General features: G+C 52.2%; 19 protein-coding genes. 9 read left to right on the forward strand and 10 right to left on the reverse strand.

The genetic code is table 11. The features are described 5' to 3' along the window. The 3 genes from PPL9_RS09365 to PPL9_RS09375 all read left to right on the forward strand — a co-directional run. The coding region (locus PPL9_RS09365; protein ID WP_082596695.1) for an ATP-binding cassette domain-containing protein at positions 1-556 on the forward strand (556 nt) is incomplete at its 5' end. A 266-nt stretch (positions 557-822) separates the two neighbouring features. Continuing rightward, positions 823-1,284, forward strand: coding sequence for a cytochrome c (locus tag PPL9_RS09370; protein WP_057462447.1), 462 nt, complete (start codon positions 823-825; stop codon positions 1,282-1,284). Positions 1,285-1,286: 2 nt separating this feature from the next. Next, positions 1,287-1,892 (forward strand): cytochrome b/b6 domain-containing protein, encoded by a 606-nt coding sequence (locus PPL9_RS09375; protein WP_057462448.1) that lies wholly within the window; start codon positions 1,287-1,289, stop codon positions 1,890-1,892. Between the two features lie 53 nt (positions 1,893-1,945). Here the strand turns inward: PPL9_RS09375 and PPL9_RS09380 are convergent, their stop codons facing one another. The 4 genes from PPL9_RS09380 to PPL9_RS09395 form a co-directional block, all read right to left on the reverse strand. Continuing rightward, positions 1,946-3,037, reverse strand: a complete 1,092-nt coding sequence (locus PPL9_RS09380; protein ID WP_057462449.1) for a DUF2235 domain-containing protein — start codon at positions 3,035-3,037, stop codon at positions 1,946-1,948. A 192-nt stretch (positions 3,038-3,229) separates the two neighbouring features. Continuing rightward, the gene (locus PPL9_RS09385; protein WP_057462450.1) at positions 3,230-4,300 is read right to left on the reverse strand and encodes an ABC transporter ATP-binding protein; all 1,071 of its coding nucleotides are present in this window, start codon (positions 4,298-4,300) and stop codon (positions 3,230-3,232) included. A 23-nt stretch (positions 4,301-4,323) separates the two neighbouring features. After that, positions 4,324-6,531 (reverse strand): iron ABC transporter permease, encoded by a 2,208-nt coding sequence (locus PPL9_RS09390; RefSeq protein WP_057462474.1) that lies wholly within the window; start codon positions 6,529-6,531, stop codon positions 4,324-4,326. Positions 6,532-6,637: 106 nt separating this feature from the next. Beyond that, positions 6,638-7,660, reverse strand: a complete 1,023-nt coding sequence (locus PPL9_RS09395; RefSeq protein ID WP_057462451.1) for an ABC transporter substrate-binding protein — start codon at positions 7,658-7,660, stop codon at positions 6,638-6,640. Positions 7,661-7,973: 313 nt separating this feature from the next. Between PPL9_RS09395 and PPL9_RS09400 the strand changes: the two genes are divergently transcribed. Together PPL9_RS09400 and PPL9_RS09405 are read left to right on the forward strand one after the other, a co-directional pair. Then, positions 7,974-8,747 carry a response regulator gene (locus PPL9_RS09400; RefSeq protein WP_057462452.1) on the forward strand — a complete coding sequence of 258 codons (774 nt, stop codon included), beginning with the start codon at positions 7,974-7,976 and terminating at the stop codon, positions 8,745-8,747. Then, positions 8,744-11,341, forward strand: coding sequence for an ATP-binding protein (locus PPL9_RS09405; protein WP_057462453.1), 2,598 nt, complete (start codon positions 8,744-8,746; stop codon positions 11,339-11,341). The genes PPL9_RS09400 and PPL9_RS09405 overlap by 4 nt, the downstream gene beginning before the upstream one ends. Before the next feature lie 255 nt (positions 11,342-11,596). On the opposite strand, the gene PPL9_RS09410 is transcribed toward PPL9_RS09405, so the two are convergent. The 4 genes from PPL9_RS09410 to PPL9_RS09425 form a co-directional block, all read right to left on the reverse strand. Beyond that, complete coding sequence (locus tag PPL9_RS09410) at positions 11,597-12,787, reverse strand: NnrS family protein (protein WP_057462454.1); 1,191 nt, start codon at positions 12,785-12,787, stop codon at positions 11,597-11,599. After that, positions 12,784-13,596, reverse strand: coding sequence for an ATP-binding cassette domain-containing protein (locus PPL9_RS09415; RefSeq protein ID WP_057462455.1), 813 nt, complete (start codon positions 13,594-13,596; stop codon positions 12,784-12,786). The genes PPL9_RS09410 and PPL9_RS09415 overlap by 4 nt, the downstream gene beginning before the upstream one ends. Next, the gene (locus tag PPL9_RS09420) at positions 13,586-14,356 is read right to left on the reverse strand and encodes an ABC transporter permease subunit (RefSeq protein WP_082596701.1); all 771 of its coding nucleotides are present in this window, start codon (positions 14,354-14,356) and stop codon (positions 13,586-13,588) included. The genes PPL9_RS09415 and PPL9_RS09420 overlap by 11 nt, the downstream gene beginning before the upstream one ends. A 91-nt stretch (positions 14,357-14,447) precedes the next feature. Then, positions 14,448-15,437 carry an ABC transporter substrate-binding protein gene (locus PPL9_RS09425; protein ID WP_057462456.1) on the reverse strand — a complete coding sequence of 330 codons (990 nt, stop codon included), beginning with the start codon at positions 15,435-15,437 and terminating at the stop codon, positions 14,448-14,450. A gap of 461 nt (positions 15,438-15,898) precedes the next feature. Between PPL9_RS09425 and PPL9_RS09430 the strand changes: the two genes are divergently transcribed. After that, positions 15,899-16,384, forward strand: a complete 486-nt coding sequence (locus PPL9_RS09430) for a DUF2478 domain-containing protein (protein ID WP_057462457.1) — start codon at positions 15,899-15,901, stop codon at positions 16,382-16,384. Between the two features lie 74 nt (positions 16,385-16,458). On the opposite strand, the gene PPL9_RS09435 is transcribed toward PPL9_RS09430, so the two are convergent. Continuing rightward, complete coding sequence (locus PPL9_RS09435; RefSeq protein WP_057462458.1) at positions 16,459-17,244, reverse strand: FadR/GntR family transcriptional regulator; 786 nt, start codon at positions 17,242-17,244, stop codon at positions 16,459-16,461. Between the two features lie 339 nt (positions 17,245-17,583). On the opposite strand from PPL9_RS09435, the gene PPL9_RS09440 reads away from it, so the two are divergent. From PPL9_RS09440 to dld, 3 genes are all read left to right on the forward strand, one after another. Beyond that, positions 17,584-18,648 (forward strand): TRAP transporter substrate-binding protein, encoded by a 1,065-nt coding sequence (locus tag PPL9_RS09440; protein WP_057462476.1) that lies wholly within the window; start codon positions 17,584-17,586, stop codon positions 18,646-18,648. Positions 18,649-18,750: 102 nt separating this feature from the next. Then, positions 18,751-20,817 (forward strand): TRAP transporter large permease subunit, encoded by a 2,067-nt coding sequence (locus tag PPL9_RS09445; RefSeq protein ID WP_057462459.1) that lies wholly within the window; start codon positions 18,751-18,753, stop codon positions 20,815-20,817. A 9-nt stretch (positions 20,818-20,826) separates the two neighbouring features. Further along, positions 20,827-22,512, forward strand: coding sequence for a D-lactate dehydrogenase (dld, locus tag PPL9_RS09450; protein ID WP_057462460.1), 1,686 nt, complete (start codon positions 20,827-20,829; stop codon positions 22,510-22,512). A gap of 27 nt (positions 22,513-22,539) precedes the next feature. Here the strand turns inward: dld and PPL9_RS09455 are convergent, their stop codons facing one another. Then, the gene (locus tag PPL9_RS09455; protein WP_057462461.1) at positions 22,540-23,538 is read right to left on the reverse strand and encodes a LacI family DNA-binding transcriptional regulator; all 999 of its coding nucleotides are present in this window, start codon (positions 23,536-23,538) and stop codon (positions 22,540-22,542) included. Positions 23,539-23,623 lie beyond the last annotated feature (85 nt).

Below are 23,623 nucleotides of genomic sequence, written 5' to 3' on the forward strand. Positions count from 1 at the left end.
ATTGACGCTCATGGGTTGCCTACGTGATGTACAGAAAGGCCAACTCGCCTTACTGGGACATGAACTGCACAGTGCAGACGAGACGATGAAGATCATGTTGCGGCGACGCCTTGGCTTTATCTTTCAGGCGCATAATTTGCACGAAAGCCTGACGGCGACCCAGAACGTACTGATGGGGTTGCAGGTTCACCAAAACGGCGTGAAGGCAACCGTTGATGCGGCACAGCAGGAGAAGGCTGCACGGCATATGCTCAGCATTCTGGGCCTGGAAGATCGCAGTGATTATCTGCCCGCCCACCTTTCCGGCGGACAAAAACAACGCGTTGCTATCGCGCGCGCACTGGTTTCCTCACCAGATATCATCTTTGCAGATGAGCCGACGGCTGCTCTGGACAAGGACACCGGGCTAACAGTGGTCAAGCTGCTCAAAGAGCTGGGAGAGAAGCGTGGCATCACCACGGTGATGGTTACTCATGACAACCGTATCCTGCAATTGGCAGATCGTATTCTGACCATGGATGAGGGGCATCTGGTTGAGGAAGCTGTGCCTGCATGATCTCTCAAACGAATACATGCAAGCGCCCGTTACACCTTGCGACAAACTATTACAACATTCCCGTTGAAGCGATAGTTGGCTCAACTATTCTAACCGCAAGCAAGCTCAAATCATTCTTATACGGGTATATACATAACTAGAACAAGCAAAGACAAGAAATAGATAATGGCAGCCAATGCGGCGCCAGAAGATTTATTTCAGATAGAACAATCAAAACAAAAACACCCCCATCAAATACTAGGCAATCACCAAACACGGAGAAATCCATGCGTAAACTATTGATCACTGCGCTGGTCGCTATGACTGCAACTTCAGCTTTTGCAGCAGACACAACCAAAGACGACGTCGTAGAAGCCCGCCGCGCTTACTTTACTCTGCTTGGGCATGATATGGGCGCTTTGGCAGCCATGGCAAAAGGCGAAGTTGAGTACAGTGCTGAAAAAGCAAAAGCGGCTTCTGGCAACATGATGACTGTTGCCAGCTACAATGCAGCTGGCCTGTACACTCCAGGCACATCCAACGCCGACCTGCCGGGCAAAACCCGCGCCCTTCCGGTGATCTGGGAAGACATGGCTGGCTATCAGGCCAAGGGAAAAGAATTCTATCAGGCACTTGTTGCATTGAATGATGTCGCTGACGAAGGTCGTCCTGCATTGGGCAAAGCACTCGGCAAACTTGGCGGCACCTGCAAAGGCTGCCACAAAGAATTTCGCGCGAAGGACTTCTAAAAATGACGGTTGCGAGCACTGATCATTCCTTGGAAACGCAGAAGAAAACAGGATCCTCTGTTTGGGACCTGCCACTGCGCCTGTTCCATTGGCTTTTCGCAGGCAGTGTTGCAGCCGCGTGGGGTTTGGGCAAGTTTGGGCCAGACGTGATGACGCTGCACTTCTGGTTTGGCTATGCAGTGCTCGCCCTCATTGTGTTCCGACTGGTCTGGGGTTTCATTGGCTCAGAGACAGCTCGTTTCTCAAGCTTTGTTTACAGCCCCAAAACTTTGTTCTCCTACATCGCAAAACTGCCAAAACGACAGGCAAGCAACTGGAAGGGACATAACCCGCTTGGCGGCCTGTTCGTTTTCCTTTTGCTTGGAGTGATTGGAGCGCAGGCAGCACTGGGTCTGTTCGCAGATCCGGAGGACTACATCAATGTTGGGCCATTGGCCTCGTGGGCGGGTATCGATAGCGCCCGCACAGCATTGGCGTGGCATGGCATTTTAGCCCGTGCAACGCTCATTCTGGTGGTTCTGCACGTGGCAGCGATTTTCTTCTACCGTTTGTGGAAGCGGGAAGATCTTGTCACCCCAATGATCACAGGCTATCGAAAAGCCAAGTGATCTTCGCAATAAATCAGACCGGGGCAGCAACATCTGCTCCGGCTTTTCTTTGCCTAAGAGGTTTCAGTTTCCCGTGCCTTAGCCGTCCGTTTGATCGGCGGCTCCTCAATCGGGTTATTTTCTATCATCCAGGGTTTGTAGCTGATCTCCGGATTGTTCGCCCGCTTAAGCACACTCGGATGAACGTGCGGTTGCCCGCGTTCTCGTGCGTTCAGATCCAACCGCGGCCACATTCTTTGCTTCACTTTGTAGATGTACTCAAAGATGCCTTCACGCGGATTGTGGATCGTGCCTGTCTCATCCGGATTCAACTTGGCAACCAGCGCTTTGCGACTGCTTTCATGAATGCGCAAGCCGTTTCGTTCTGCGTGCTCCAGCATCCAGTTAAATGTGATGTCTGAAAGTCGGGAATCCTCATAGCCACCGCCAATATCAGTGTGCACACCTGCAAACCAGGTCTGCTGCATGATCTGGTTTGGCGCGGTACTCTCATTCCACAGGACAGGATGAAACACCTCACGCTCATCATCAATGGATAGGGCCTGGTAAGCATTCTTCACGGCTGCAGGCAATGTCAGGTCATGGAACTCATGTTTGAAGCCGGGGAGTTTGTTGATGGCAGCGGAAAGGGGTTTCCATGGCAGGCCAAGCGCTGCGACCGTATCCCACACGCCGATGAACTCGACATCCGCCCACATATTGTGGTGCTTTTCGCGAAATTCCTGTGCTTTGGCTTTTCGCGCATGACAATCACTGATCTGGTAAATCTTGTAGGCTTTGGCGATCAGTTCTGGTCGGGATTTGGGTAGGATGCCGAACATCTCGATGAAGCCTGCAAGGCTGCGCACGGTGGTGGCGCCGCGGCTGAAGCCGAACAGGTAGATCTTATCCTTGGCCTGATAATTCTCGAAGATGAACTGATAGCATTCCATCAGGTTCTTGCTGATGCCAAGCCCGGTGGCATTGCCCAGTAAACGCGTAACACGAGAGCGGTGCGCTTTCGTCCCCAATCCGCGATCATAAAACAGCACTTGCCGTTTGGTTCTGTTTTCGCAAATTCTGAAGAGCTTATAGACGTTCGTGTCCGGGCCTTCGCCGCCCTCCTGACCGGTTCCGTCTGAAAACACCACTATGTTCTTTGCCATGGCCTACCTCCCAAAACTGCAGTGTCACTTAAACTTAATCAGCAAACGCAGGTAAGTACAGCTTATGCGAGTATCTACACCTCATGCACCCCACACATTCTCATGAGCCAGACAAAAAGAAACCCGGAGAGGGGGATCTCCGGGCTTCTGTTTTAGAAGAGAGGGTTCGGATGGAGGTGGCCGTCCTAGCCCTTATGCTTCTGGCAAAAAGGCCAGCCCCTCTTCTTTGAGGTGGATGAAGGCTTCTGCGCCTGTTGGAATAACCGTTGCACTCAGATTGTGATCAATGGCGAACAGCTTGCCAAATCCGGTGTTGAGGGAGTACTGGATCTGGTTGCCGAGATAAGCTGCGTAAGCAATGCCCGCAGCGATGCCATTGGTCCCATCTTGTGTAACGGTGATGCCTTCTGGACGGATCGCCAGCTTACCATGCTGACATGCCGGTCCGGAGTAAGGCAGAACAACAGAAGCCCCACCAACTTTCAGTGAAACTGTCCCTTCACTGAAACCTGCAATCTCACAATCCACCACGTTTGCATCACCAATAAAGTCCGCAATAAACGCGGAATTCGGCTGGTTGTAGAGCTCTCGCGGAGTACCAGACTGTGCAATCTCCGCTTTGTTCATCACGATGATGCGGTCAGAAACAGCCATCGCTTCTTCCTGATCATGCGTCACATATACAACGGTCAGGCCAAGCTTCTGCTGAATTTCGCGGATCTCTTCGCGCACGTGACGACGCAGTTTCGCATCAAGGTTGGAGAGCGGCTCATCGAGCAACAGCACTTCCGGTTCCAGCACAACAGCGCGAGCAACTGCCACGCGCTGCTGCTGACCACCGGAAAGCTCACTTGGTAGGCGCTCGCCGTAACCAGCCAGACCAACCATCGCCAAGCCTTCTTCTGCTTTTGCTTTGGCTTCCTTCGCAGGTACTTTGTTGACGCGCAGGCCGTAGGACACGTTGTCGACCACGCTCATATGCGGAAAGAGCGCGTAGGACTGGAACACCATGGACACATTGCGGTACGTCGCCGTTAGGTGCGTGACGTCCTTGCCGCCGATGTAAATGGTGCCTTCAGTTGCAGCTTCCAACCCGGCGATGAGACGCAGGGTAGTGGTTTTTCCGCAACCACTTGGGCCCAGCAGAGTGACAAGCTCGCCCTGCTGGATTTCCAGGTTGAGAGGCTTCAGCGCGGTGACAGAACCGTATTTTTTGACGACATCCCGGAACTGTACAGAGCCTGCTTTTTGCATAATAGACATGATTTACTCCAGAAACTCTAGGATTAAGCTGAAGCCAGCTCTTTGTTTTTGTTTGAGGTTTGCAGACGGTTCTGACGACGCAACTTGCGCTGCCCAATGACGACCTGCAGCAGCAGGATTGCCACGAGCATGGTGATGATCAGCACAGAGGAGTACGCAATCGCGATGCCGTACTCGCCATGTTCAACACGGCCCACGATGAACGAGGTTGCCATGTTGTGACGCGCACTCACTAGGAAGATCACCGCACTCACAGACGTGATGGCACGAACGAAGCTATACGCCAGAGCTGCGAGGATTGCAGGCCCCATCAAAGGCAGGATCACTTTGCGAACAGTGGTAAAACTGTTTGCTCCAAGCGTGATGGAAGCTTCATCAAGGCTCTTATCAAGCTGGGACATCGCCGCGATACCACCGCGCACACCCACTGGCATGTTGCGGAACACAAATACGATGATCAGGATGATGCTGGTGCCAGTCAATTCAATTGGTGGTGTGTTGAAGGCCATGATGTAAGCCACACCAATCACAGTGCCCGGAATTGCAAAGCTGAGCATTGTGCTGAACTCAAACAGGTTCTTGCCAGCAAACTTTTGACGCACCAGCAGGTAAGCGGTGAGCAAACCAACGACAGCGGTGAGTGGAGCCGCGATGGTGGAGATGGTCAGCGTGGTGAAGTAGCTGTCCCACGCCACACCCGTCCAGCGGATACCGTTGTTGAAGCTGACAGAGAATGCCCGAATGTAGTGATCCAGCGTGAAGGTGTTGTCATAACCCCAAAGCTTCACGAAGCTGCCGAATACGATCATGGAGTAGACAACAGCTGTGAATGCTGCCCATGGCAATGCGAAGCCGTAGCATGTCCACTTTAGCGCAGAGTTTAGCGGCGAATGTTGGCCGGAGTCTGCTTTACCGGTGACTGTCGCGTAAGATTTTTTGCCGAGCCACAAACGCTGCGCCACAAAGGCAGACAGGGTGAGCATGAGCAAGACGACAGCCAGAACAGCCGCTCTGGATGGGTCAGCTACAGCACCGACAATGGCAAAGTAGATCTCGGTAGACAGGACGTTGAAGTTGCCACCCAGCACCAGCGGATTGCCGAAGTCGGCGATACTTTCAATGAAGCCAAGCAGGAAGGCATTCGCCAAACCCGGACGCATCAGAGGCCATGTGACGTTCTTGAAGGTCTGCCACTGTGTAGCGTTGAGGGTTTGCGAGGCTTCTTCCATGGAAGGGCTGACGCCCTCAACCACACCGATAAGCACGAGGAAGGCAATCGGCGTAAAGGAAAGCAGCTGCGCGAGGTAAATGCCGGAGAAACCGTAGAGCCAACGGCTTTTCGAGATGTCAAAAACATCATGCAGCACATCTGTTACTACACCAGCACGGCCGAACATGAGGATCAGCGCCAGACCAATCACAAAGGGAGGAGTGATGATTGGAATAATGGTGAGAATGCGCAGCAGCTTTTTCGCAGGAAACGCGGTTTTGGTCGCGACCAGTGCAAAGGCAAGGCCGAGGAGGGTTGTACCAGCACCGGTGAGCACTGCGAGGAAAACAGAGTTCCAGGCCGGACCACAGGTTTTGCCACCAGCAAGGCAGGCAAGGCTCCAGATATCACTGGAGAAGAAGCGGGTGAAGAACAAGGCAATGTCAATACCTCCATCACTTGCTTCAAACGCGCGGATCAGGATCTGGGAAACCGGATAGAAAACGAAGGTGATCACCAGAGCAATAATGAGGCCGATGCTGCCAACGATGAACGCATCACCGCGCCCCTGACCAAGACCAGAAATGCTGGTGGTGAGGATAAAGAGGAGAGCACCGGCGGTTATCATCGCCCCAGAGCCAAAGCCAACCTGACCTGCTGCAGCTGAGCCGAAGTTGAGAGTATCAATGAACAGCTCTGGTCCGACTCTGCCAATTGCAAAGCCCTGCGCAAACAACAGAGCAAGGCCTGTCATAGACAGAATAACAAGGGCCTTTGCCCGGGTGCGTTCGTCTTTCAGCAAAGCAAACGACAGGCCGATGCCAACGAATGCCAATGCTAATGGAACAAACCACCAGCGGCCATAAAGCAGAGCTTGGAAGAGGGCAGGTGCGGCGTCTTCGCTAAGGAATTCGCTGAACAACCAGCTAAAAGACCAAAAGCCGCTTTCTACTGAGTACCAGGGAAATATGCAAAATCCCACTATTCCGGCGGCGAGCCAGAGCGCAATTGTCTTTCGCATGATGTTGATCCGAGAGTTTTGTATTGGCGCAAGCGCGAATACGATGCAACGCATATGGGGTGAAGGGCGGACAGAGAATAAGTCCGCCCTTCAACGCTCGATTTACTTAGTGAGAAGCGTTTTTAACTTCTTCGTTCCAGCGCTTCAGCAGGCGCTCACGAGTGGAACGCTCACCATATGTTGCAAAGTCGTAGTCGATCAGCTTGATGCTTGCCAGATCTGGAGACTCAGGAGCAACGGATGCTTTGGAGTTGGAAGGAACCTGGAAGGACTTCACTTCAATAGAGCGGGACTGAACGTCTGGACGCAGAGCGTATTCAACGAACTGCTTCGCCAGTTCAGGGTGCTTTGCACCTTTGATCACGCTCACAGCGCCAACTTCGTAACCAGTACCTTCGCAAGGCGCAACGATCTTCAGCGGGAAGCCGGAACCTGCCAGCTTAACCATGTCATGCATAAAGCCGATGGAGATGGTGGTTTCACCGCGAGCAGCAGCTTTACTTGGTGCGGAACCGGATTTTGTGTACTGGTTTACGTTCTTGCCGATTTCGGTCAGCAGACGATAGGCCTCATCTTCACCAAACAGCTGAACGAAGGTTGCCAGCTCAGTGTAAGCAGTGCCGGAGCTGTTTGGGTTAGCAACCTGAATTTCGCCGGTGTAAGCTGGGTTTGTGAGATCTTTCCAGCAAGCTGGAGCTGGCAGGCCGCGCTCTTCCAGAACTTCAGCGTTATACGCAATGCCGAGTGCGCCAGCGTAGATGCCAACAGTGCCGCCATTTGAGATCTTGTGCATGTTGGATGCCCAGCCCAACAGGTCGCTGGTGTCAACACCCGGATCCTGTGTCAGGCCTTCAAATGCTGCGATCAGGTGTGGATCACCAGTACCGCCCCACCATACGTCAATCTTAGGGTTGCTTGCTTCTGCACGCACCTGAGCGAGTGTTTCGCCAGTGCTTTTGCGCACCATCAGAACTTCATTGCCGGTTTCATCCTCAAAACCGCGTGCCATCAGCTCACACCAGTCCTGCTCAGCACCACAGACCATGTTGAGTTCTTCAGCAGAAGCTGTAGCTGGAAGTGCAGCAAGGAGGCCAACAGCAGCAAGACCACCTAAAAGAGCGTTTTTCATTATCTTCTCCCAAGTCTAAACGCATGTAGGTGTAACAACTTACAAGTACACCCACATATTCCCGTAACTTGATTTGAAAATTACATGAAACATCACAGGAGTGCTTATGCTTTACCGTTAAGTATGTTCTTATTTAACAGATATATATTTTAAATGTTACATTTATTACAGAATTGAATTACATATGAAATATTAGAATTATTGATGGGAAGGCACTTTCCCGTGCATTGTCGCCCCAATCTGAAGAAAATCAAAAACGACCTCCAAGTATGCGTCTGGGAGCATGGTACGGGTTGCGAGGAAGGTTACATAAATGACCGAGAGTTGGGATAGGTCACCCTCAAAGGTAGCTGTCGTTGATGACGACCCGGCTATTCGCGAGGTACTGCAGGAACTGCTGCATGAATATGGGTTCCAGGCACTGCCGTGCCACGGAAGCAAAGAACTCATCGCGCTCAAAGAGCTGGAAAGCCTTGATCTGGCAATCATCGATCTGAAGCTGGATGGTGAAAGCGGCATGATGCTCGCACAGCGCCTGCGCACATCCTATGACTTTCCAATCATTCTGCTTACGGGCACGGGAGATGAGGTAGACAAGATCGTTGGACTGGAAACCGGTGCTGATGACTTTTTGATGAAGCCGTTCAATCCGCGAGAACTGATCGCCCGCATTCGTGCGGTTCTGCGTCGTTACAAGCGCAATGTTCCGGCAGAACGAGAGCCTACTGGTACCACTCTTGCACCGCAAACACCGAGCGCTGGGATTATTCCACTTGGCGAACTCTCCTTCGTTTGCGACGAGCGGCGCTTGCTAGACAGGAACCTTCGGGAAATCAACCTGACAAATTCCGAGCTGCGTCTGCTGGAGTTTCTCATCGAGAACCCGAACCGTCCGATTGATCGCGTGGAACTGCTGGAGTATCTGGGCGGGGATCTTTCCCGCTATATGGACCGCACCGTTGATGTGTTGATCCTGCGCTTGCGCCGGAAAATTGAGGCCAATCCATCCAAGCCAGTCTTTTTGCAGACCCGTCGCGGCAAAGGCTATGTCTTCGCAATGGATGAAGCCGCTGTAGACCTGCCATGACTTTTTTGCCCCAACGCGTGAAAGCTCTGCTTTCCATCAAAACACGTTTGCTGGCAGCCATCACACTGTTGACTTTTGCAACTTTGTTTGCAGGGTCGATCGCGTGGTACTGGCTGGACCAAGCCAACGTGAAGCTCGTTGGGCATTATCAAAAGACTATCGAAGCAATCGCAAGCTCACTCCAACTGGCTAATAAATCCGCCGGTCTGGTGAGTTCTGCTCCCTTCATCCTCAACCTTACCTCGGTCTATCAGATCGAAAATGAAGGCTCTCGTTTGTTGGTTGAGCTGAGCAAGGCAGAGCAGCAATATCGAGACAACTTTCCGCTTGCACGGCAACAAGGAAGTCTTGGTCGATTTCTGCCCCAAGTGCAGCAAAACCTTTCGCTCATGCGCTCGCAGGTGGCCGTTCTGGTCAACGCAGCCCAGCAAATCAGCGAGTCTGAGGATCAGGTTCGTACCCTGCTTGTTGACCTCTCCAAGATGGAGCGCCTTGCAGTCAAGAACTCCTCCACGTTTTACCAGAATGCTGAGGAACGTGAAGCCTGGCAAGGGATTGGTCAGGCTGCCAACCTATTGATTTCCGCCGCACATGTAACCGATTTCCTCAGTCTGGGCGAGCTGCGTCGCCGCTATCATCTGCAAATGGCTGATCTGGAGGGCACATCTGCCCTTGAGGTTCAGGAAGCCGTTGCAGCACTGAAGACAATAGCAGAGGACAACGCAGGCCTTTATGCCATCCGTCATCTGGCAATGGCGGGACAACTGGAAGCCCGCAACGCGCTTTTCAAAATCAAATCCAGCGCACAGATGATCAACCAGCTGGTTGCTGAGTTTGTTCGTCTGTCAGGTGAAGAAATCTCCAAGCAACGACAGGAAACATCCTCTTACATCTCCAGCGCACAGCTCGTTGTGCTGCTCACTGGCATCGCGAGTATTCTTCTGGCTTTGATGTCAGCGCATTACATTGCTGGTTACGTGACCAAGAACATCAATCGCATCTCTCACGCCATGTCCAGTCTGGCCAAAGGAGATCACACCACCGTGCTCCCACGACCTGCCCGGCAGGATGATGAGATCACCCGACTGTTGCATTCCTTCCGCATTTTTCGCGCCAATTCCATTCGGTTGCGCCGCATTTATGGCCAGTTGCAACGCAAGACAGAGCTGTTTGAGACCACCTTTAACTGCATCGCTGAAGGGCTGGTTCTGACCAACGATGCCCACGACATGACAGCCTGGAACCCGCGTCTGGCAGAAACGCTTCGCATCAATGAAGCCGAGATTGAAAAGGCCAGAGACATCCGCGTGTTGATCCAGAACTCCGGGTTCAGATGGAAGGATGAGAATGTCCGTCCACACGGCACACGCTTTCGCTTTTCAGAACTGACTGATGATGACGGCATCCTGATCGAAGTGCGCAAAAGTCCCTTACCAGAAGGCGGTGCAGTCTGGTCATTCTCTGATGCCACGGACCGTCGCTTTGTTCAGGAACAGGCACAGCAAAAACAAAAGCTCGAAAGCCTTGGGCAACTAACCGGTGAAGTGGCCCATGACTTCAACAACATCTTGACCAGCATCTCTGGCAGTGTCGGAATAATTGAGCGCAAAAGCTCAAAACTCATTGATCTGAAAGGCAACATCCAACGCATTCATAGCGCAGTAGAAATGGCCACAAATCTGACCCAGCGCCTGCTTGCCTTTGCCCGCAAACAGCACCTTGAGCCAGAAGTCGTTGAAATCAACTATCTCATTGAAAGTGTGGCCGAGATCATTTCATTGAGCATCGATGAGCGGATCATCCTGACGACAGATTTGCCGGAGGAAGCAACCTATGTGCGCATCGACCCTGGCCAGCTGGAAAGCGCACTGCTGAACCTTTGCATCAATAGCTCCCACGCCATTTCAGATGCGGGTACGATTTCTGTTCGGGTTGTGGTCAATGGGTCCGAGAGTGTTTCCATAAGTGTGACTGATGACGGATGCGGCATGGATCAGGAAACGCTGGAACGCGTTTACGAACCTTTCTTCACCACCCGCCGCACATCTGCAGGGTCTGGACTTGGGCTGAGCATGGTGTTCGGTTTTATCAAGCAATCCGGCGGGGAAATGGGCATCACCAGCGAGAAGGAGGAGGGGACAACAGTGACCCTCGTCATTCCGCAGGCACCACTGGAAGATTTGGCGCCTAACACCGCGATTACGTTTGATCAGCCTCGCCGCATTCTGGTGGTTGAGGATGATCTACAAACCCTGTTGCGCGCCAAGACCATGCTGAAAGAGATGGGGCTTATTTGTATCGAAGCCAACAGCTACGGCTCCGCTAAAGTGCTCATTGAGAACGGAACCAAGTTCGACATTCTCTTCACAGATGTTCAGCTAGAAGATGGCAAAATCGGCTGGGATCTGGCCGAAGCCAGCATCAAAGCCTGCGCAGACCAAAAAGTGGTTGTCACCTCAGGGCGCTTCCCCAAAGCACTGGAACCACAAACACAAAACCTAGAGCGGATCACACGACTGGCCAAACCTTACAGCAAGGAACAACTGGCCGAAGCTTTGCTCAGCCAGATACAGCAGTTTGAGGCTGCCGGCTAAGACACTGCTTCAGTGTCTGTCTTCCGCCCAGAGCGTATCAATAAACTGGTGTTGATCACAGCCCGCATGACAAGCTTGCGAGAGAGCATAGCACCGCGCATCGTGGCAGAATTCTCTGTCTTTCATACTGCAGCCCTTGCCAGCTGATACTGCGTCGCCGCATTCAGGCGCAAAGGCATTTGAAACAAGACCTTCAGAAAGGTCGGTTTTCTTCGGTTCAAACAATCTCGATAAAGAAAGCATAGTCAGTTGCCTTTATTCTACGAAGTTTTCGCGGAGAACCACGGGCACGAAGTGGATCAGATATAGGGTGAAAGCGGGTGCAAACAGGAGCCAGGCCAGTGGCATTACATCCAGATCAGGGAAGAGCAGTGGACCGAGAGAACGGGCCAGACAAGCGCTTATGAGAGAAAGGATTGCCGCGCCCAGCAACTTTGGAAGTTTCAAAGAGTAGCCCGCATGTCGCAGACCCGCGATGGTCAAAACCATGAAGGTTGCCAGAGACAAGCCGCCGATGAAGATCATGTGCTGACCGGAAACATATGAGCCTGCAGAAAGCAGCCCAAGCAACCCGCCGGCCTCCAATGCAAAGCCAATTCCAAAGAACCAATAGACCAGGTAGAGCGCTTTCGCGAAGGTGGTTCGCAAAGAGCCCACCACATGCCAGTCCTGCAAGATGTTGAGCACCGCACAGGCAGAGGCCAGCGCCAGCCATCCTTGCAGAGCATCAGAGACACCCAACACCTTGGCAAGGGTAAACGCGGAGATGCAGAACAACGCCGCACGCCTCATTGGTGGACGCGGAACAAACACAGCGCCATCCTCTCGCGTGGCCAACGCATCATTCACAATCACCATGGAAACCGGAGCAAGAGCCGTGAGGACCATCAGGACGAACGCACCTTCCGCAACCGCAAGTCCCTGATTGAGAACGCCAATCTCAGAGTATTCCCAAAAGCACACAAGCTGGGCTGTGCAAAGAATAAGCACCGGCCACATGAGATGCCGCATCTTGGCACGCCATAGTCGGGGCAAGATAACAATCAGCAGCGCCGCGGGAAAGAAAGCCTGAACCACGAACACGACAGTCGGCGAAAGCACACCAAGCATCCAGAACGCGATACGTCCTACCAGCCAAAGTGCCCCCAAACCCGCCAATTGCGCACCCGCAATCTTTGGTGTGTTTGACCAAGAGGGCACAGCAGTCGTCAAAAAGCCCGCCATTGCGCCCGTGAAGAAGCCAAAGAACATCTCATATTGATGAAAGAGAAGAGGGTCTGCATCCAGCGGCACTGGCAGGACATCTGCAAGCACAAGTCCCCACACGACGATGGAGAACACCGCATAGAGTGCTGACAGCGGAAAGAAGACCCGGAACCCTTCAGAGAACACCGGAGCATAAAAGAACGAGGCCTGTTGCCGAGATGTATGTGCAAGATCCGTCATACCAGCTGCTCCCAGTTGCTCATGTTAAACAGCTGCGCAATCCGATCATCCGCCAGTAAGCTTGCCTCAAGTTCCAAAAGGCTTCGACGCGTACGCTCGGAGCGGGTCAGTGGCACCTCGTACTCCTTGGCAAAATGCCCCGGATCTGGCGCCATAATCAAAACACGGTCACTCAATGCCAATGCTTCGGTCACATCATGAGTGACCATCAGGACAGAGCACTGTTTTTCATCAACTTCATGCAGCACAAGCCGGTAAAGATCGCGGCGACGGCCAATATCAAGAGCGCTAAACGGCTCGTCTAAAAACAGCAGATCAGGTTCTACTGCAAGCGCACGCGCCAACGCTCCACGCTGACGCATGCCACCGGAGAGCTCTGAGGGATACTTGATCAGATCATCCTCAGTGAAACCCATGGCATAAGCGACGGCCCGTGCCTTCTTCATACGCTGGAACTTGGAGATCTTTTGTCCCTGAAGACCAAAGCTGATGTTGTTCAGAAGGCTCTTCCAGGGCAGCAATCGGTGTTCCTGAAACAAGATCGCCGTTCGATCTGCAGTGCTTGAAATCTTCCCAGCACTTGCCTCAATCAATCCCGCTGCAATGCGCAGAAAGGTCGACTTCCCGCAACCGGATGGGCCGATGATGCTAACAACTTCCCCTTTTTTCAGCTCCAACGCACTCGGTGCCAATGTTTGCTGCAAAGGATGGTAGCGGTGGTCTTCCACTGAGACAGATAAAACGGATGGCTTTGTCTCTGCTGCGCCTCTTGGCACAACGGAGAGCAGGGGAGCTGCATCATTCAGCATGCTTCCAACCCTCCACATAATCTTTGACAGGGTTGAGCAACATACCTTCGATGACCAGCAGCAGACCAACAACCACAACAATCCACGCCATGGTGGACGCGGTATCGATATTGACGCGTGCTTCAGCAAGGCCAGCACCAATGCCACGCGTGCTGGAGAGAAGCTCTGCCATCACCACCACTTTCCAGCTCAATCCCAACGCTGTTGCCCATGCCGGAAAGAGGTAGGAGACAATCTGCGGTGCCTGCACCTGCCAGAACCGCTGAACCAGCGGCACATGAAAACTCTGCGCCATCTCATCCAGCTCCTTCTCCCGCATCCGCACGCCTTGCAGAGCACCTGCGAAAATGAGCGGGATCGTTGAGATAAACACTGTAAAGATCGGCGTGCCGTCATCGCCACCAAACCACAGCAGCGCAAGCACGATCCATGCAATCGGCGGCACCCCAAGGGCCACGGTAATAAACGGCTTACAGAGTAGCGACAGTGTGTTGGACCAACCGGCTATCAGGCCAAAGAAAATACCAAAGGCGCTGGCAAGCAGAAAGCCAGCAAAGGCCCGCTTGGCAGTGATCAGAATGTATTCGAGCCCGGATGGCAAAGCGACAAGATCCACCAACCGGCTCAATGCTTCCAATGGCGCAGGCAACACCAGAGCCCCGAAGGTCTCAAAACCGACTTGCCATAGCGCGAAAATGAGAAATACCCCCGCCAGAGTGCCCCAACCACTCCAAAGTTTACTCATTAACGTCGATAGCATGTGATGGATCATCAGGTATGTTCTCGTTGTTTTTTTGGGCTCAGCAGACCAGGCGACCGTAACCTTTACGCGGCCTGCCAAACCTGCTTCGCTACAGATAGAAATCTGCGTTCGGTAGTTTTCCGCCAATGATGGATGGGTTCTTTTCCGCCAGAATGGAGTAGAACTGCTCCAACTCAGACTGAATGTCTTTGGCACGCTCTGCTGTTAGATGCGTATGCGGAATGGACTTGGCGATCACAGGCGCAGGAAGCGTGATGCTTTCAGATGCAACAGCCGCCGCTTCCTTGGGGTTTGCCTTCACCCACTCAGTGCCGGTGATACAGGCTTTGTGGAAGCCTTCAATCAGCTCTGGCTGCGCATTGAGCAAGTCATCATGCACCATCATGCCTGCCATCGGGAAGCGACCTTCGCCGCCCGTCACAGACGCCCATTCACTGGCCAGATCGATAGAACGATGGATCGACTTGCCCATCTTTTTGCCTTTGACCATACCCGCTGTCGCAGCTGGCTCTGGCAGAACGCAATGCTTGATGCGACCTGAGAGCAGAAGCTGTAATGCTTCAAACGGGGTGCTGACATAGTGCAAGGAGTAGTCTTTGCCCTCAGTCAGCCCGGTTTGCTCCATGACACGACCAAACACCAGGTCCGGCATATCATTTCGGAAGAACATGCCGATCTTCTCACCGGCCAGATCCGCAGGGGACTTCACAGAACCATCATAACTGAGCACGTAAAGCATGCCCCAGGTCATAATGTTCAGCATCTTCACGGGCAGGCCTTTGTTGGCAAGGTTCGCGGCAACATAAGACGGGGTGCCCGCCAATTTCCAGTCACCGGAAACGAAACCAGCGCGCAGGACATCTGGTGACTTGTAAACGGAGAAATCTACTTTCTCTGTAAAGTCAGAGAGCAAGCCTTTATTGGCAATGTAAGACAGCACAACAGATGGCCCCACTGGCGGACCATGCAGAGCCAGCGCCGGATTTGCCGCTTGTGCCACGAATGGCAGCGTACTACCCAGAGATGCTGCAGCAGTAAACACTGCAGTGTGCGAAAGAAAAGAACGACGTGTGATCATTTTTGAGTTTCCATCGAAACGGGATAGAAAGCGAACAGCTCGCAAATGCGAATGAATTGCAATTACTGTAGATCACGATCACTCCTTCGCTTATTTGACAAAAGTCAATAACCTGAAGATTAAACTCATATTAAAGCAATTTAAGACGTGAAACCCCGCCTAAAGGCTCCAAGATGCGCGGGAGCGTTGTGCGACTATTTCATAGTTTCCCTGATTTTTAGGTTCAAAGCACCCGACTATCAAAAGGATGAGCTTGCTCATGTAGGGTAGGCTCAAAGATACCCAAACTGCACGAAATCAATTTATGCTCTCTTGCGGTAAATGCGCAAAAACACATTCCTCATAATAATTGTGCGCATTCGCCGCAGGGGTAACCTTGCGTAGATCAAACCAGTATTATTACAGTTTGATATGAGAGTTTTCACATAGCTGAAAAAACAGAAGCGCAAGGAAGACCCCAGATGAGAATTGCTTACACCCTACCAAAAGGGAAACTGGTGCTGACAGAGCTTTCCGAGAAACTTCGGGAAAACGGCATACGGACTTGCGGTATCGTGCAGGCAGATACGGTCAACGAAGATCGCCATCGCTGCGACATGGACGTTCTGGTCCTCCCAGACGGACCACAGATTTCCATCACACAATCCCTTGGCAAGGAGTCTTCCGGCTGCCGATTAGACACATCAGCCCTCGCGCAAGCTGCAGGCGAAGTTACTCAGCGGATCGACGAGCCGTTTGACGTGTTCATCCTGAACAAGTTTGGTGAGCAGGAAGCCAATGGCAGCGGTTTTCGTGATTTGATTGTGAAAGCCCTGGAAAGCGGAGCATCTGTCCTTGTTGGTACCAACCACATCAACATCGATGCTTTTAAAGAATTCTCCGGTGGCATGGCAGAGTTCGTAGAGCCAAACGTTGCTGATCTCACCGCTTGGGTTGAAAATCGCTAGGCACTGATAACATGGATCATTCGCTACGGCATTTGCGAATGATCCTCTCTATTCCCAGTACGTAAAAGTGGTAATTATTCTTCACCTCTTTGCAATGCAAAGAGTTTTGAGGAAATAAGCTCACGGCGCTGCTGATCTTGCCCGAGGCGGAAAGACGTCTCCACGAAATCAATGTGCCGGTGCGCGGCCTCTTCAGCCTTTGCGCCATTTCGCGTGAAGATAGCCCTGCCGATCTCCTCGTGCTGCTCTAACAGCTGCTCCCCAGTCCCATCAATAGAGCGCAAGAACTCGCGATTATAGAAGACACCCTTCTGCGTCAATTCATAGATGGAAGACATCATATGAATAAGCATGGCATTGTGACCTGCATCTACAATCGCCAAATGGAATGCGATATCATTCTTCTTTGAAGCAATATCATCACCATTGGCCTGCGCTTCCCGTAGGTTTACAAGAATAGCCTCAAGTCGCTCAAGATCCAGTTTGGTTGCACGCTCAGCGGCCAGACGAGCTGCAAACCCCTCCTGAACGCGTCGATATTCAAGGTAGTCATAAAAAGCCGTCTGATTGCGGCTGATCAGATTGATCAAGGCAGGGCTCATAGCTGCACTGATAAGAGGCGCTATGAACGATCCTTCACCGTGACGGATAGCAATTAGGTTGGAATCCTCCAGCCGCTTCAGTGCTTCACGAACCTTCGGACGAGAGACACCCATACGCTCGGAAATATCTCTTTCAGAGGGCAGCTTCGTCCCCTCTTTCAGCACGCCGGCCAAAATGAGTCCCTCAATCTGCTCAGTTACAGAATCCACCACTGTATCGTGGTCGATAGGCTCAAAAAGATAATCTACAGACACCATTTTACACTTCCTGCCGGTCACAATTCCAATATTGGTCGATTTTATTTTCCAATTCAAGGGGAAGAGCGCCGAGAGCCACAATATTGATATATCAAAGCATGTATTACGCACTAATACGTTGTTTTACAGCCAATTTTCTATCCCTTAGGTATACAAACCCAACAATCCTACGCATCCACACCATTAGTATTTACCCGCGTGTCAAGCCCGAAAAACGGCTAAAACTGCAAAATATACTTCTTGATTTATTTCAGAGGTCAATATTATTTACCATTAGTCAGCTGCTTGGGAGGACAGCGCAAAAGCGCGTTTAGCAGCCGAATGCCATTTGGAGGAAACATGAAAAAATCTGTCTTAAGCCTTGCTCTCGCCGCCTCTGTAGCTGCATCTGTGCTTGCAGCTCCTATCGCAAACGCAGCCGACAAGCTGCTGCTGAAGACACCAATTGCCTTCTCTACCTCTCTGCCAGGTTTGGGAAGCCCAATTCCTCGTGTCGCTGACCAGCTGAAGCTGATGTCTGGCGGCACCATCAAAATGAAGGTGTATGAGCCGGGCAAGTTGGTTCCGCCATTTGAAATTCTCGACGCTGTTTCTTCAGGCAAAATCAATTCCGGCTACACAACAGCTGGCTATTGGGCTGGTAAAATTCCTGCAGCTCCACTGTTCTCTGCTGTTCCTTTTGGCCCGGAAGCTGGTGAATATGCGGCTTGGCTTTACTACGGCAACGGCCTGTCCCTGTATCAGGAAATGTACGATCAGGCTGGCTACAACGTAAAAGTTATGCCATGTGCGATCATCGCTCCAGAGACATCCGGCTGGTTCGCTAAGGAGATCAACTCTCCTGAAGACCTGAAGGGCCTGAAAATGCGTTTCTTCGGCCTTGGCGGTAAAGTCATGCAGAAGCTTGGCGTTGCAACTTCTCTGCTGCCAGGCGGTGAAATCTTCCCGGCGCTTGAGAAAGGCGCGATTGATGCGACCGAATTCTCCATGCCTGCCATTGACGCACGCCTCGGCTTCCACAAACTGGTAAAGTATAATTACTTCCCAGGTTGGCATCAGCAGGCGACCGTCTTCGAACTGCTGATCAACAAAGACGTTTGGAACAAAGCAAGCGACACTCACAAAGCGATCATTGAGAACGCATGTAAGGCATCTGTTACCGACAGTTTTGCTGAAGGTGAAGCGATCCAGCACGAAGCTCTGCTCGATAACGTCAACAACAACGGCGTTCAGATCAAGCAGTGGTCTCCTGAAATGCTCGACGTGTTCCGTTCAACATGGAACGACGTTGCTCAGGAAGAAGCCGCAAACGATGCATTCTTCGCAAAGGTTCTGACTGACCTCAACCAGTTCCGCGATAACTACAAAATCTGGAAAGAAAACGCGTTCCTGCCGCGTAAGTAATAAAAACTTGGGAGCGGCTTTTCCTTGCCGCTCCCATTTCTACTATTGGCCTCAGCCTTCCAGACCAGATAGTTGCGGCGTTGACCTGCAAGAGTGAATGCTATGATAAAAAATCCTCAGGACACTTCAGATCCAATTGAGCTCTTTGAAGAAATTCTCGAGCACGAAGACACTGACAAACAACCCATAGCCGTTGCACTGGATCACTTTGTAAAAGGCGTTGGCCACATTGTAATGTGGGCCAACCTGCTGCTGATCCTTGCAATCGTCACTCAGGTAACAATGCGTTATCTGTTTAACTACAACTTCCCTAAGCTTGATGAACTTCAGTGGCACATCTACGGTCTGGTGACCATGGTGGGCATCTCCTATGCGCTGGTCACAGACAGCCACGTAAGGGTGGATCTGCTGCACATGCAGCTGAGCCCTCGGACACAGCGTTTCATCGAAATCATCGGCATTTCTGCGCTTTTAGTTCCTTTCATCTATCTCATGGTGGATCAGGGCTACGACTATTTCTACGACAGTTTCCGTGTGAGCGAACGCTCCTCCAGCCCAACTGGCCTGCCTGCGCGTTGGGCACTCAAAGCAGTCATCCCGCTAAGCTTTGTTCTGCTGGGAGTTGCAGCACTCGCCCGCCTTATTCACGACGTTCACGCAATCTGGGTCGACAGTGAGAGCGAGCGGAAAGGGAAGGGCATCCGCCTGATCCTCCTCGCATTCCTTGGCTTTGCTATTGTTGCGTATGGCTTGTCTTTCCTCGTCGAGACCACCGAAGAGAAACTCGTCATCGCGATGTTTCTGAGCTTCATCGCGCTGCTCTTCTCCGGTTACCCAGTTGCCTGGGTTCTGGCAGGTGTCGGCATCGCATACTGCGGTCTGGCTTACCTGTTTGATAACGACCACATGGCATGGACCGGCCTTGAGAGCACGTTCACCGGTCTCGACTATCTGACACTGGGCGCTACTGTGAACCGTGTTTACGCGACCATGTCCAACGCTGTTCTTGTCGCTCTGCCTATGTTCATCTTCATGGGCTTGATGCTGGACGAAAGCGGTGTGGCTGAGCGTTTGATGACCTCCATGCAGAAGCTGTTCGGTACAGTGCGTGGTGGTCTTGCCATCACAGTAACGCTCATCGGCATAATCCTTGCAGCTTCCACCGGCATCATTGGCGCCTCTGTTGTGCTGCTCGGTGTGCTGTCTCTGCCATCTATGATGCAGCAGAAGTACTCCAAGTCCCTTGCGGCTGGCGTGGTGTCTGCCTCTGGTACATTGGGCATCCTCATTCCGCCATCCATCATGCTGGTGATCATGGCAGACCAGATGGCTCTGTCTGTTGGCGACCTGTTCATGGCAGCCGTCTTCCCGGGCATCATCATTGGGATGTTGTATCTGGTGTATATCTTCGTTGTTGCTCTGGTTAAACGCGATGCAGCACCAGTGCCGGAAGGCGCGAAGGCACCAGACTGGCACGCGATCAAGGATGTTTTGATCGCGGCACTGCCAACCTTGTTGCTGATCCTTGCCGTGCTGGGCTCTATCTTTGCCGGCCTGACCACACCAACGGAAGCTTCCGGCATCGGTGCACTCGGAGCAACTCTGCTGGCACTCGGCTATCGCAAGCTTACATTCCGCAAGTTGGTCAACGTGCTGAAGTCAACCTTCAACACCACGGCTTACATCTTTGCCATCTTCCTCGGCGCAACTATCTTCTCCTACGTCCTGCGTGAGATGGGTGGTGATGCATTGATCGAAGAGATGGTGGCCTCCACCGGCTTTGGTGCCAACGGAACCGTTCTGTTCATCCTGTTCATCGTGTTCCTGCTCGGCTTCGTGCTGGATTGGATTGAGATCACCCTGATTGTACTGCCTCTAATGCGTCCGATCATCAATGGCCTTGGTCTCGACATTGGTGGCTACGGCGTGATTGATGAGCCTGCACTGATCTGGTTCGTGATCCTTGTGGCTGTGACCTTGCAGACCTCATTCCTGACACCGCCCGTTGGATTCGCCTTGTTCTACCTGAAAGGCGTGTGCCCGCCGGAGATCAAGCTGATGGACATTTACCGCGGTATCATCCCATTCGTACTGCTGCAGTTGCTGGGCCTGATGCTGGTGTACTTCCTGCCTCCATTGGCCACATGGCTGCCATCCGTCGCCTATTAGGATGCCGAGATGAACAACGCAGACCTGATCAAGCAATTCGAGAGTATCGTTGGCACTCGCCATGTTCTCAGCGATCCGAAAAAGACAGAACGGTTCCGTAAAGGGTTCCGCTCTGGAGAAGGGGAGGCGATTGCAGTCGTACGTCCCGGTACGCTGCTAGAGCAGTGGAAAGTGCTGGAAGCTTGTGTTGCAGCAGATAAGATCGTCATCATGCAAGCGGCGAACACAGGACTGACGGAAGGCTCTACGCCCAAGGGTACGTATGAGCGCGATGTCGTGCTCATCAACACCAACCGGATGACACAGATTCAGGCTTTGAGTGACGGCAAGCAAATCATCAGCTTTCCCGGCTCTACTTTGTTTGATCTGGAGAAACTGCTGGCTCCACTGGGCCGCCAGCCACACTCGGTCATCGGTTCGTCCTGCATTGGCGCTTCTATCATTGGCGGTGTGTGCAACAATTCTGGCGGATCGCTCATTGAGCGCGGTCCGTCTTACACCGAGCTTTCTCTATTCGCACAGCTCAATGCGGATGGTAAGCTGGTTCTCGTCAATCATCTCGGGATTGAACTTGGCAACTCAGCTGAGGAGATTCTGAGCAATCTGGAAAGTGGCAATTACGCTCCAGCCGATGTGAATGACACCAACCAGAAAGCGTCAGACAGTGAGTACCACAGCCGTGTCCGCGATGTGGACGCCGTGACACCGGCGCGTTTTAATGCGGATAAACGCCGTCTTTATGAAGCCAGCAGCTGCGCAGGTAAGCTTGGCGTGTTTGCTGTTCGTCTGGATACGTTCCCCAAAGCAGGTGCTGAGAAGACTTTCTACATCGGCACCAATAATCCAGCAGAACTGACTGAGCTGCGCCGCCATATCCTGTCGAGCTTTGAGAACCTCCCGGTTTCAGCGGAGTACATGCACCGCGAAGCCTATGACATCTCAGAGAAGTACGGCAAAGACACCGTCGTCATGATCAACCACCTCGGTACAGATCGACTGCCAACTTTCTTTGCTCTGAAGGGGGCGGTGGATGCGTATCTGAACAAGATCAGCTTCCTCCCAAAGAACCTGACGGACCGCTTCATGCAAGTGCTTGCGAAGGTTTGGCCGGATGTTCTGCCAAAACGCATGTCTCAGTATCGCAGAGATTACGAACACCATCTCATCCTGAAGATGAGCGATGCAGGCATTGATGAGGCAGGGGCCTTCCTGAAGGACTTCTTTGCATCACGCTCAGGTGACTTTTTCGCCTGTGATGCGAAGGAGGGCAAGATGGCTGCACTTCACCGCTTTGCTGCGGCAGGTGCTGCAATCCGTTACAAAGCAGTGCACGAAGATGCTGCGGAAGACATCCTCGCGCTGGACATCGCATTGCGCCGGGATGATCGCAGCTGGTTTGAGCAATTACCCGCAAATATCGAAGAAAAGCTGATCCACCGGCTCTATTATGGCCACTTCATGTGCCATGTGCTGCATCAGGATTACATCGTGAAAAAAGGTGTTGATGTAGCCGCTCTTAAGCAAGAGATGCTTGAGATTTTAGACACACGCGGCGCGGAATATCCGGCGGAACACAATGTCGGACATATCTATAAAGCGAAACCGGATCTGGTCGAGTTCTATAAGTCCATAGACCCGACAAACAGCTTCAATCCGGGTCTTGGCAAAACATCGCGCTGCAAACACTACCACTGATTAAAAAGCCAGAGTGACCACTCTGGCTTATGTCCTTTTTGTGCTTTCGCGTGCGGAGATTGTGTAGCTCAAATCAACAATCGGAGTCGAAGGCGCACCTTCCTCGCCAATCACCATTGCACCGGCAAGACGACCGATCTCTCGCAGTGGAGTGGTCACCGAGGTGATGCTTGGGACGGTTTCTGATGAGATGCCCAGATCATTAAAACCGCAAATGCCAAGCTCTTCAGGAACGTTGATGCCACGTCGCTGACATTCAAACAGCACACCCACAGATAAGTCATCGTTGTTGCAAAAAACGGCGTCGCACTCGGGAAACTGCGAAGTGAGTTTATCCAGCAGGGTTGCACCCAACCGCACGTTGGAAGGCTCGTTGGTCACCGCAATGCACTGCTCACGTAACTCGCCATTGTCTTTGATTGCTTTTTTGAAGCCAGCCAGACGTTTCAGAGAGCGCGGGTCCATCTGCGCACCAATGAAGCCGATGTTTTTGTAACCCGAATCGATCAGATGTTGCGTCGCCGTTTCTGCGGCCTGATCATGCGAGAAACCAACAATCATATCGATGGGCTTCGGGCTGATGTCCATAATCTGTACAACAGGAACGCCTGCATTCTCAAGCATTTGCCTGGTTTCGTCAGTTTGCTCAAGACCAGAAATGATCACGCCGGAGGGAGTAGGGTTCAGGAATGATCGCAGGATGCGTTCTTCTTCCTGCGAGTCGTAATTGGTGTAACCGATCTGCATATTGAAGCGCGATCCGTGCAACGCATCGCTGATTCCGCCAAGCACATCAGTGAACACGTTGTTGGAGATGGAAGGGACCATAACCACGATGGAGCTGGACTTATTTGACGCAAGAGTAGAGGCAGACTGGTTCGGCACATAGCCAAGTTTTTTCACAGCAATTTCAACTTTCGCACGCAATGCCTCAGACACCTTTTCCGGTGAGCGAAGTGCGCGGGAAACTGTGATTGCGCTAACGCCAGCTTCTCGTCCAACATCTACAAGCGTTGGTTTTGGCATCAAAAAATTCTCCCTATTCCTGAGCGCCTTTGTAGATATTTCAGATACCTCTTGCAAAATGATTGCGCAATCATTTATGATCAAA

Source organism: Pseudovibrio sp. POLY-S9, from assembly GCF_001431305.1.
Taxonomy (GTDB): domain Bacteria; phylum Pseudomonadota; class Alphaproteobacteria; order Rhizobiales; family Stappiaceae; genus Pseudovibrio.

Coding starts and splice junctions, on each gene's coding strand:
- PPL9_RS09425 (WP_057462456.1), bottom strand. CDS start 15,437: ATGATCACACGTCGTTCTTTTCTTTCGCACACTGCAGTGTTTACTGCT.
- PPL9_RS09410 (WP_057462454.1), bottom strand. CDS start 12,787: ATGACGGATCTTGCACATACATCTCGGCAACAGGCCTCGTTCTTTTAT.
- PPL9_RS09445 (WP_057462459.1), top strand. CDS start 18,751: ATGATAAAAAATCCTCAGGACACTTCAGATCCAATTGAGCTCTTTGAA.
- PPL9_RS09455 (WP_057462461.1), bottom strand. CDS start 23,538: ATGCCAAAACCAACGCTTGTAGATGTTGGACGAGAAGCTGGCGTTAGC.
- PPL9_RS09435 (WP_057462458.1), bottom strand. CDS start 17,244: ATGGTGTCTGTAGATTATCTTTTTGAGCCTATCGACCACGATACAGTG.
- PPL9_RS09375 (WP_057462448.1), top strand. CDS start 1,287: ATGACGGTTGCGAGCACTGATCATTCCTTGGAAACGCAGAAGAAAACA.
- PPL9_RS09420 (WP_082596701.1), bottom strand. CDS start 14,356: ATGCTATCGACGTTAATGAGTAAACTTTGGAGTGGTTGGGGCACTCTG.
- PPL9_RS09440 (WP_057462476.1), top strand. CDS start 17,584: ATGAAAAAATCTGTCTTAAGCCTTGCTCTCGCCGCCTCTGTAGCTGCA.
- PPL9_RS09380 (WP_057462449.1), bottom strand. CDS start 3,037: ATGGCAAAGAACATAGTGGTGTTTTCAGACGGAACCGGTCAGGAGGGC.
- PPL9_RS09385 (WP_057462450.1), bottom strand. CDS start 4,300: ATGTCTATTATGCAAAAAGCAGGCTCTGTACAGTTCCGGGATGTCGTC.
- PPL9_RS09415 (WP_057462455.1), bottom strand. CDS start 13,596: ATGCTGAATGATGCAGCTCCCCTGCTCTCCGTTGTGCCAAGAGGCGCA.
- PPL9_RS09405 (WP_057462453.1), top strand. CDS start 8,744: ATGACTTTTTTGCCCCAACGCGTGAAAGCTCTGCTTTCCATCAAAACA.
- PPL9_RS09395 (WP_057462451.1), bottom strand. CDS start 7,660: ATGAAAAACGCTCTTTTAGGTGGTCTTGCTGCTGTTGGCCTCCTTGCT.
- PPL9_RS09390 (WP_057462474.1), bottom strand. CDS start 6,531: ATGCGAAAGACAATTGCGCTCTGGCTCGCCGCCGGAATAGTGGGATTT.
- PPL9_RS09370 (WP_057462447.1), top strand. CDS start 823: ATGCGTAAACTATTGATCACTGCGCTGGTCGCTATGACTGCAACTTCA.
- PPL9_RS09400 (WP_057462452.1), top strand. CDS start 7,974: ATGACCGAGAGTTGGGATAGGTCACCCTCAAAGGTAGCTGTCGTTGAT.
- dld (WP_057462460.1), top strand. CDS start 20,827: ATGAACAACGCAGACCTGATCAAGCAATTCGAGAGTATCGTTGGCACT.
- PPL9_RS09430 (WP_057462457.1), top strand. CDS start 15,899: ATGAGAATTGCTTACACCCTACCAAAAGGGAAACTGGTGCTGACAGAG.